Source organism: Deltaproteobacteria bacterium (genome assembly GCA_011773515.1).
In the GTDB taxonomy this organism is placed as follows: Bacteria; Desulfobacterota; Deferrimicrobia; order J040; family J040; genus WVXK01.
The window spans coordinates 1-9,200 of the sequence record WVXK01000053.1 but is presented as its reverse complement, the minus strand read 5'-3'; the positions used below and the strand labels follow the sequence as shown (position 1 = coordinate 9,200).

At 54.1% G+C, this 9,200-nt stretch carries 9 protein-coding genes; 6 read left to right on the top strand and 3 right to left on the bottom strand.

The annotated features are described in order from the left end of the window. Positions 1-599 (bottom strand): cyclic nucleotide-binding domain-containing protein (locus GTN70_05130; protein NIO16366.1); only part of this gene is annotated, 599 nt, incomplete at its 3' end. Between the two features lie 30 nt (positions 600-629). Then, positions 630-1,733 (bottom strand): radical SAM protein, encoded by a 1,104-nt coding sequence (locus tag GTN70_05125; protein ID NIO16365.1) that lies wholly within the window; start codon positions 1,731-1,733, stop codon positions 630-632. Between the two features lie 143 nt (positions 1,734-1,876). On the opposite strand from GTN70_05125, the gene GTN70_05120 reads away from it, so the two are divergent. The 6 genes from GTN70_05120 to GTN70_05095 all read left to right on the top strand — a co-directional run bounded on the left by GTN70_05120 (position 1,877) and on the right by GTN70_05095 (position 8,626). Beyond that, positions 1,877-2,419: an amino acid-binding protein gene (locus GTN70_05120; GenBank protein ID NIO16364.1), complete on the top strand. Its 543-nt coding sequence runs from the start codon at positions 1,877-1,879 to the stop codon at positions 2,417-2,419. Between the two features lie 5 nt (positions 2,420-2,424). Continuing rightward, positions 2,425-2,928 (top strand): peptide deformylase, encoded by a 504-nt coding sequence (gene def, locus GTN70_05115; GenBank protein NIO16363.1) that lies wholly within the window; start codon positions 2,425-2,427, stop codon positions 2,926-2,928. 186 nt (positions 2,929-3,114) lie between these two features. Further along, positions 3,115-4,566, top strand: a complete 1,452-nt coding sequence (locus GTN70_05110) for an aldehyde dehydrogenase family protein (GenBank protein NIO16362.1) — start codon at positions 3,115-3,117, stop codon at positions 4,564-4,566. A 183-nt stretch (positions 4,567-4,749) separates the two neighbouring features. Then, a complete protein-coding gene (locus GTN70_05105; protein ID NIO16361.1) occupies positions 4,750-6,336 on the top strand; it encodes a hypothetical protein in 1,587 nt (528 codons plus the stop codon). Between the two features lie 187 nt (positions 6,337-6,523). Further along, on the top strand, positions 6,524-7,930 hold the full coding sequence (locus tag GTN70_05100) for a hypothetical protein (protein NIO16360.1): 1,407 nt from the start codon (positions 6,524-6,526) through the stop codon (positions 7,928-7,930). A 225-nt stretch (positions 7,931-8,155) separates the two neighbouring features. Beyond that, positions 8,156-8,626: a hypothetical protein gene (locus GTN70_05095; GenBank protein ID NIO16359.1), complete on the top strand. Its 471-nt coding sequence runs from the start codon at positions 8,156-8,158 to the stop codon at positions 8,624-8,626. 406 nt (positions 8,627-9,032) lie between these two features. On the opposite strand, the gene GTN70_05090 is transcribed toward GTN70_05095, so the two are convergent. After that, positions 9,033-9,200 (bottom strand): hypothetical protein (locus tag GTN70_05090; GenBank protein NIO16358.1); only part of this gene is annotated, 168 nt, incomplete at its 5' end.

Below are 9,200 nucleotides of genomic sequence, written 5' to 3'. Positions count from 1 at the left end.
AGCCTCTTGAGCATCCTCGAGAAGGTCTCGGGAACGGCGTTGATCTGTGCCGCGATCACTGCCTTGTCCACATCGAGCTCTATCACCGCGTCTTTTTCGATGTCGGCGCCCGTCCTCTCCAGGCGGGTTTTCAGGAACCGGAGAAACCGCGTCTCGACATCTTTCAGCGAGAGGTCTTCCACGAGGTCCACCATCCTCCTCAACCAGGCCGCCATGGAGGAGAGCATCCGGATCGCGATGTCGGGCTTTTCCGCCAGCATGTTCATGAACTCTTTCTTCGGGATAAAAACGAGCAGGGAGTCCTCGATGGTTTTGGCAAATGCCGGGTATGTCCCGCCGCTGAAAACGGACGCTTCCGCGAAGGTCTGCCCTGGCTCCACGATGTGAATGACCTGCTCCTTTCCTTCTGCGGAGACCTTGAATACGATGACTTTTCCCGAGACGAGAAGGTAGAAGCCCTCTGCGTTATCCCCCTCGTTGAACAGCACGGACTTTCGGGAAAACCTGCTTTGGCGGCAGAACCGGGCGATCTCCGCGAGGGCATCGTCGGGAAGGTTTTGGAAAAGGAAGTTTTTCTTGAGTGCCGCTGTAAGGTCCATGCTCTATTATCTAACACAAAAGCAGATACCCTACCACAGAAGATGCACGTTGCCGATCCGGACGTTTGCAAGGCCTGCATCGAGGGCGGCTCTCTGTGCGTCGCTGGCCGCCTGCCGTGTCGTCCTGGGGAGGTCTTTCATCATGTGCCGGGGATAGAAGCCGAGGAGAGAATAGGGGATCTGCGCGTCCAGGGAGGCGATAAAACGAGCAATTTTAGCCACTTCCCCGTGGTCCACGTATCCCGGTACCAGGAGGGTGGATGCTACGACGGGGGGAGGTTCGGGACGCTTTTCGATGAAGGCGCAAGCGGCCTCGAATGCTTTAAAGGACGCGGCGCTTTCCTGCCCCGTGAGCTTGCGGAAGAGGTTTTCCGAGTAAGCCTTCAGGTCGAACTTGATGCAGCCCCCCGAGTCGACGATCAGGTCCATCGCGCGGCGAAGCAGGGGGATGTTCATGCACCCGTTGGTCTCCAGGCAGATCCTCAGTATGGAGCCCTTTTTCCTGTCCCGCGACTTTTCCGATGCGCTTATCACGAAGGGCATCTGCGTCGAGGGGTCTCCTCCGAAAAAGCAGATGCAGGCCGTATCGTTGCCGACGAGGGAGGGGAGGTGGTCCGCGGTGTGGGCGGGCCTCCTTTGCTGGGATAGCGCTTTATACGAGGAGTTCTGACAGAAGAGGCAGTTGAAGGAGCAGGAGCCCATGAATACCGCCAGGTTTTTATAGCCGTACTCGGGGCCGTCGCGGTAGGCGAACTGTGGGTACCCCGCGCCCGTTCCCCCCGGGCAGACCCAGTCTGCCACGCAGTTCGTGGGCAGGGGGTCGAAGTACCAGTCGTAAATGCCCGTCAGGGGACTTCCTGCAGCGTGGAAGATTTTTCCCCCCCTGTTTTCCCGTATCCCGCAGAACCCCCTTTGCCCTTCGGCGATGGTGCATTCCGAGCCGCAGAGCCTGCAGGAGATGCCGTCAGCGTTGTCGGGAACGGGGAAGGGGAGCCCGAAGGGCCTGCGCGAACTTTCATGGTATCTCAGGTTCTGCTCCGACGGGGAAGCGTTCTTGACGGCACAGGCGGGACATTCACCGATGGCGTCTGATAGGTAATCGGGTTTTTCTCCGCACTTGGGACAGTAAATCATCTCGCCGTCCTAGATGGGTTACCTAAGATTATACCCCATTCTCACTCGTGCCCGCAGAACGCAGCTGTGCGTTTCCGATATTTTTGACCTAAAGTGCCCGGATATGTGTTATATTTTTCTGATAAAAAAAGAAGGGGTGGTATATGGGGCATTTTTCGATAAGCGTTATCGGGAAGGACAGGCCCGGGATAGTGGCGTCGGTGAGCGAAGTCCTCTACAAGCTCGGATGCAACCTGGAGGATTCATCCTGTTCGATACTCGGCGGCCAGTTCGCCATGATTGTCATTTTCTGGCACGATGAGTACACCACGACCGATGAATTCGTAAAAGCGTTCCAGCCGCTCATCAAAGCGGGGCTTACCATAACCGTCAACACGGTGAAGGAAGGTGACATATCCCATGAGAAGGGCTTTACCGGCAAACCGTTCATCCTTTCCGTGTACGGTGCCGATCGGCCGGGAATCGTCTACCGGGTATCCAGCGAGCTCGCTCAGAGAAAAGTCAATATCACGGACTTGAACACCCAGCTCGTGGGGACGAAGGAGCGGCCCATATACGTGATGCTTCTTGAGATAGACATACCCGATAGCGTGGACATGGAAGAGTTTCAGGGGGTCCTCGAGGAGGTGAAGAAGGATTTGAACGTCAACGTAACGCTCAAGCCGATAGAGACTATGGAACTGTGAAAACCATGGCGATTCGTGAAATCCTAGAGTACCCCGATCCCCGGCTGAAGGAGATTTCGGAGCCCGTCGACTGGGTTTCAGATGAGATCAGGTCCGTTGTGGAGGACCTGATCGAGACGATGCGTGCTTCCCCCGGTTGCGTCGGCATGGCTGCACCCCAGATCGGTGAGCTGAAAAGGATCATCGTCTTCGACGTGGCAAACCACCGGAAGGTCAACAGCCACCACGGACTCACCGTGCTGATAAATCCCAACATCCTTGCCAGCAGGGGCAAGCAGGTGTGCAGGGAAGGGTGCCTGAGCGTTCCCGACTTCACGGGGAACGTGGAGCGGCCCATCTGGATTCTCGTGGAGGGGCTCGACCGGTACGGCAACACCGATGTCATCGAGGCGGAAGGGTTCGAAGCCGTGGTCATCCAGCACGAGATGGATCACCTCGATGGTGTCCTCTTTTTGGACAGGATCACATCTGTCAAGGGGGAGCTGTTCAGGAGAAAAAGCTACAGGTAGCTTGCGAGGCACGAGGCTTTTCATTTTCACCCATCCCGGATGAGATTTCTGATTCCTTATATATACCGGATATATACCGGCAGTGATCGCTTGGACAGTTTTTAACGCCGGGCTTTCCATTATTAAGGGCGCGGGCACGGAAGCTGCGTTCACCGGGAAGCCCTTGACGGGGAAAGGAGGGGGAAAATGGAGAAGATCGGTCATTTCATCAACGGGGAGCTGGTACCGCCCGCCTCGGGGCGCTACTTCGATACGGTAAACCCTTTCACGGGCAAGGTGATCGCCGAGGTCGCGCGGGGTGACAGGGAGGATATCGAGAGCGCCGTCGTAGCTGCCCGGAGCTGTTTCGATTCCGGTGAATGGCAGAAGCTGAGCGGATTTCGCAGGGGGGAGCTGCTCTACGACCTGGCTGCCTCCGTGAAGAGAGAGTCCGAGCGGCTCGCCACGCTGGAGACGACCGATAACGGCAAGCCTCGGAAAGAGGCGCTGCTCGTCGACCTTCGCAGCGCTGCAGAGTATTTCCGGTTCTTTGCCGGTATCGCCGGAAAGATGCGGGGCAGCACCATCGAGGTGCCCGGACGCTTTTTCAACTACAACCAGGTCGAGCCCCTGGGGGTGTGCGGTGCCATCATTCCCTGGAACTTCCCCCTGCTGATGGCGGCGTGGAAGATAGCCCCGGCGATCGCCGCGGGCAACACCATCGTGTTGAAGCCGGCCGAGCAGACTCCCCTGACGGCGGTGGAACTCGCCAAGCTGGTGCATGAGGCCGGGTTTCCCCCCGGCGCCGTGAACGTCGTTTGCGGCTACGGGGAGGAGGCCGGTGCGGCGCTGGCCGCCCACGGGGACGTGGACAAGATCTCCTTCACCGGCTCGACGGAGACGGGAAGGCTCGTCGCCAAGGCGGCCACGGTCAACCACAAGAAAGTTACCCTCGAGCTCGGCGGCAAGTCCCCGAACATCGTTTTTGCCGACGCCGACCTCGATATGGCGGCCCGCCGGTCGGTGCCGGGCATATTCAGCAACGCCGGGCAGATGTGCGTTGCCGGGTCCCGGCTTCTCGTCCAGGATTCGGTCCACGACGAGTTCATGGAGAAGTTCGTTACCGCCGCCGGGAAACTCAAGGTCGGCGACCCCTTCGATGATGAGACGGCAATCGGCCCCCTGACCACGGAGGAACACCGGGAGCGGGTCGAGGGGTACGTCCGGGACGGGGTAGCCGGGGGCGCCACTATCCTGTTCGGCGGCAGGAGGCCAGACGACCCGGGGTGTGCGCAGGGGTTTTTCTTTCTCCCCACGATATTTTCCGGTGTGAAAAACGACATGAAGATTGCCTGCGAGGAGATCTTCGGCCCCGTGGTCGCCGTCATCCGCTTCACCGAAGAGGAGGAGGCCGTATCGATCGCCAACGACACGGTGTACGGCCTTGCCGCGGGGGTCTGGACGAGGGACGTGAAGCGAGCGCTTAGGGTGACGAATGCGCTCAAGGCGGGAACGGTGTGGGTGAACACCTACCTCCCCATGGCTCCCTCTGCGCCCTTCGGGGGATACAAGCAGAGCGGCTACGGGAAAGAGGGGGGCTTTGAGGTGATGCGGGACTACACCCAGCAGAAAAACGTGTGGGTCGACCTGGGCAGGTAGCGCTTCTTCGGCGTCGATGAGAAAATCGTTGATTTTTTTTCATGGATACCCATTTTTAGTACAGTTGACATATTTTGGGACCTTAATTATAGGTAAATTAATTTTAATTATATTAAATATAAAGGTCTTGATTAACGCTTGTTCCGGTGGTAGAGTTACCCTGTTGTTTTCGGGGAGGAGTGATTGAGAAGAGTTGTTCCCACAGCGCTGGTCGCGGCATTCCTGTTTCTTGCAACCCTCTCCCACGGGGTTGAAAGGATCGTCATCCTTCCCTTCGACTCTCTTTCAAAGGATGACATCAGCTTTATTCAGGGGGTGGTGCCGAAACTGCTCTCGAGCAGGCTTGCCGAGATGACGGGTCTGGATACGGTGACCGCAGAGGTCGCAAGTCCCGACGAGGCCCTGGTGACGTACGGGCCGTCCTATCTCGTTTCGGGCTCCGTGACCAAGCTCGGCTCTACCTATTCCCTCGACATCATCGTCCATGACCCGTCCGGTGAAAAGGTGGGAGGCTATTTCTCCTCCGCCCAGGATGAAAACGGCATTCTCGCGAGCCTGGAGGGCCTTGCGAAGGATGTGGCGAAGGCCCTTCCCGGTGCAGCACCTGCCCAGGAGGCAGAAGCAGAGCTACCAGAGCTACCGGGGGAAACAGAGGCGCCTGTGCAGGCGACAGGGAAAGATGGACCACCCGTGTTGCCGGCGGAAGAACCCCCGGCAGAGAAGGTGGCGGCGCTTAAGCCCGGTTCGGCCTCCGAAATAAAGGCGGTCTTCACGGAGATAAAAAAGATTGAGAATCTCGGGGTCCTGCCCGGTGAGATCTACCGGGTTGCTGCGGCCGATATCGACGGAGATGGATTGATTGAGATTGCATTTATGGGAAAGAGGAAAATATTCCTTTACCGGTTTAAAGATGGTCAAATTCATCCAATAAAAACAATCGAAAAAGGGAGAGGCAATCACTTCCTCAACGTCGATGTCTTCGATGTGGATGGTGACGGGTTGGAGGATTTTGTGGTGACCGATCTGATTACCGAGTTCTTGCGCTCCTTCGTTATCGGCAAAAAGGATGATCGGATAGGGATAAAGATCGAGGGCATCAGCTGGTATCTTGCGGTGTTCGATGATTATAAGGGGCAGAGGGTCCTTGTTGGGCAGAAGACAGGAGCGGAATCCCCTTACAGCGATATGGCCTACGTGCTTACATGGGACGGAAAGGATTTGGTAAAGGGGGAAAATTTCAATGTCCCCAGAAATGAGGAGCTCCAGATGGGGATCCTCAACATGAACGCCTTTATGGATGATGGAAAACAGCGTTTTGTGTTGATGGATCAGTACGAGAAGATCCGGGCCGTGGACGAAAATGGCAGGATATTCTGGAAGAGCGCCGATTACTACTCGGGGGCACTGGATTTTTTCGAGATACCCAGCGAGAATATCGGCGCAGATGGAAGGCTGAGAAGGTACTACGTAAACAGCCGGCTGGAAAAAGTGAACGGAAAGGTTAAAACCATGTTTTTAGTTAGGGAAGCTCCGAGGCCCCTTCTCGGTGACATGAGGTCCTACTCAAAGAGCAGGCTCGTCCTCGTCGAGTGGGACGGAAACGGTTTTTCAAAGAGTGTCGAAGGGATGGAAGAACCTAATTTGATAACGGATTTTTCGCTTTTATCATATCAAGAGAATAATATTTTCATCGTTGCCTCCGTGATAACTTCCAAACAGAAGGCATTTTCCGAGGGGCGATCGAAAGTGGTGATGCTTTCCCTTGAGTGAAGATGGTGGCTAAAAAAGCTTGACAATCATTTGGTTGGATGATACTTACTCAAAAATATTGTTATTCTATGGATGAAACCGCTTTGATTCAAGAGTTGGCGGTTGATAAAAATAAGAGGAGGGGGGGTGATAAAAAAATCAAGCAATGTTTATTAAGGTCTAATTCAATTTCGAAGGAGGAGATGTTATGAAAAGAATCTGGCTACTTTTTCTCGTGGGAGTGGTTTCGGTTGGATTGGCGGTACCCGCTTTTGCGGAGCACGAAGTCGGCGGTTTCTACAGAGCCAAGGGGTGGGTATCTAACTATCAGACTTTTGGAGCGGGGAACCCTTCTGGCCAAACGAGTAATGATCCGGACACCAGCTCGTACGTTGAACAGCGGGCCCGGTTCAAGTTCACGTTCAGCAACAACGAATATGCAAAAGCAATTCTGTACATCGAATCAGATCTCGTGTGGGGAGACGATCGCTTTCGCACCGGGAGGAATGGTGGAGGAGCTCTCGGTGGCGACTCGGTGAACATCGAGGTCAAGGATCTCTACACCTGGTTCAAGATCCCCGATACCGATTATGAGTTTCAGGTTGGTCTGCAGAACTTCAACGATGCCTATTACGGGAACTTCGTGGGCGTGAACGATATGGGCGGTGTTCTGGGCAAGGCGAAGTTCGAAAACGTGTCGCTCCGCTATGGCTGGTTCAAATGGCTTGAGGCAGAAACGTTGGGAAATGCCGGTGGAAATACATTCAATGCTGACGATCTTGACTTCTATCTCGTCGAAGCCAAGTTCAAGCCATCGGATAATTCAAACCTTGGCGTGAACGTATATTATATGAACGATGACAGGAACAGAGCCGGAAACGCAGATAATACCGGTCCGTCTCTCATTGGCGGCACGCCCTTTATTCCCGGAGGCTCCACCACGGACCTATACATCATCGGTGCGAACGGTGTCCTGAAGTTGGATGCGGTTACACTGAGCGGCTTCGCAGCGTATCAGACGGGCGAGGTTTCCTCAAATGTTGCCACTTTGTCCGACAGAGATATTTCTGCATTTGGAGTCAACCTCAGAGCCGATATGAAACTGGGGGATGGAGACTTCTTCGTTGAAGGGATTTACCTTTCCGGTGACGACGACAGCAATGATAACGACATCGAGGGCTGGCAGGTTGCCCCGGATCTCAATGCACCTTTCTACTACAGGTCCGACATGCAGATCCTCTTCTACAACGGCGACGATGAGACAACCGCAACCGCCTTTTTTGCAGATGGAAACACTCGAGGCAACCCCGACGGTGCGGGTGCCATCGCGATCATGGCTGGATATAAGTTTAAACCCGCTGAAAAGTGGCAGCTGAAGATCGGGGCGGGTTGGGCCCAGGATGCCGAAGGCAATAATAATGGAGCCGGTCTCTTCAGCGATGAGAAGAGCATTATTGAGGTCAATGGGACCCTGCGCTACGCGATTACCAAAGGACTCACCGCCGGTGTGGAGGGTGCGTGGGGCTTCGTGAGCGATCTCCCGTCCGTAGAAGACAATACGGTAGAAGCCGATGATCTCTACATGGCGTACTGGAGAGTGAATTACTCGTTCTGATGTTAAATGTTTAGGTTGTTGATTTGGAAAAAGGCGGCCAAATGGCCGCCTTTTTTTGTCCCCCCCTGCATTTTGCTGAAGCCCTGTGGTCCGTGTTTTTGTCTGGTGACCATAGTTCTTTAACCGTCCAGTCCACCCGGGGCTGTGTGGTTTGACGCAAATTTTCCGGCTAGAGTATAATGTTTTTAAAGTTATTGAAAAACCATTCAGAGGAGCCAGCGGAAGATGAAGCCATTGTCATGGGGAAGTGTTGTCCTCTCTTTAGCAATAATAGTCTATCTGGCGCCATCGAATGCCTTTCCGGGTTCTTTTACGGATGGACATATTGTTATTTCACAGGGGGATTCGGGAAAGGGCGGCCCCTACATAAACGTCACCATCGAAAATGTTGAGGCCGACAGGTACGATGTTACCCGAGGAGATACCGTCCTGTTCAAGGTGACTCTCCACAACAGGGGTGAGCTGGGGGAAAGCTCCGTCACCATGTACGCCATTGCCGGTAAAAAGGTGCTTTCGTCGAAGCTCGTGAGCCTCGACTCGTGGGATGTGCGGGACAGGATGGTCGTAGATTTCCCCTGGAATACAGCCGATAGCCCACCGGGGACCTACCGGGTCACCATAGATTTTCCCCTCTCTGGGGATGCGGATGAATTCGACAACCGCTACCGGCTTTCGAGGAATATAACAATCCGGTGATTCATCGAGGTGCATTTATTTAATTCGTTGATTTCACCCCGTTAATTTTCCTCTCTCACCACAAAAAAGCTGTTACAGAATCTCTCAGAACAGACATGTAAGACACCGTAGCGTTATCCCCTTTTTTTGCTCAGCTCCTTTTTTTGCTCTGACACCTTTGTAAAAGGATTGTTGGCTCGTGTTCTTTCCAATGAAGAAGATAACCCGCCCTATGCTCTATGGACATGATGAAATTAAAAGCGAGTATCGGTTATTCCGATAGAGAGCTCTTTACATTGATCGTAATAACAGCACTTTTTACTGGAGATGCTGGATACACGATGAAGAACTGTGAATTGACTGTGTAAATTACTCGCGTTGATGGAAGTGTTCGTGAGCACGTGTATAACACGGAGATATCACATGATCATTCCGCGATCTGGTTTTCCTTGATGATATCCTCCGGTTCGATGATTATTTCGAGGTCGAGTCCTTTTTTCTTCTTCTTTCCCGTTTCAAGGGCGGCTTTTTCAGGGTCTGCGTATTCAGCGGGCTCCTCTTTTTTACCTTCCTCGAAGTCCCTCGCTGCCTTTTC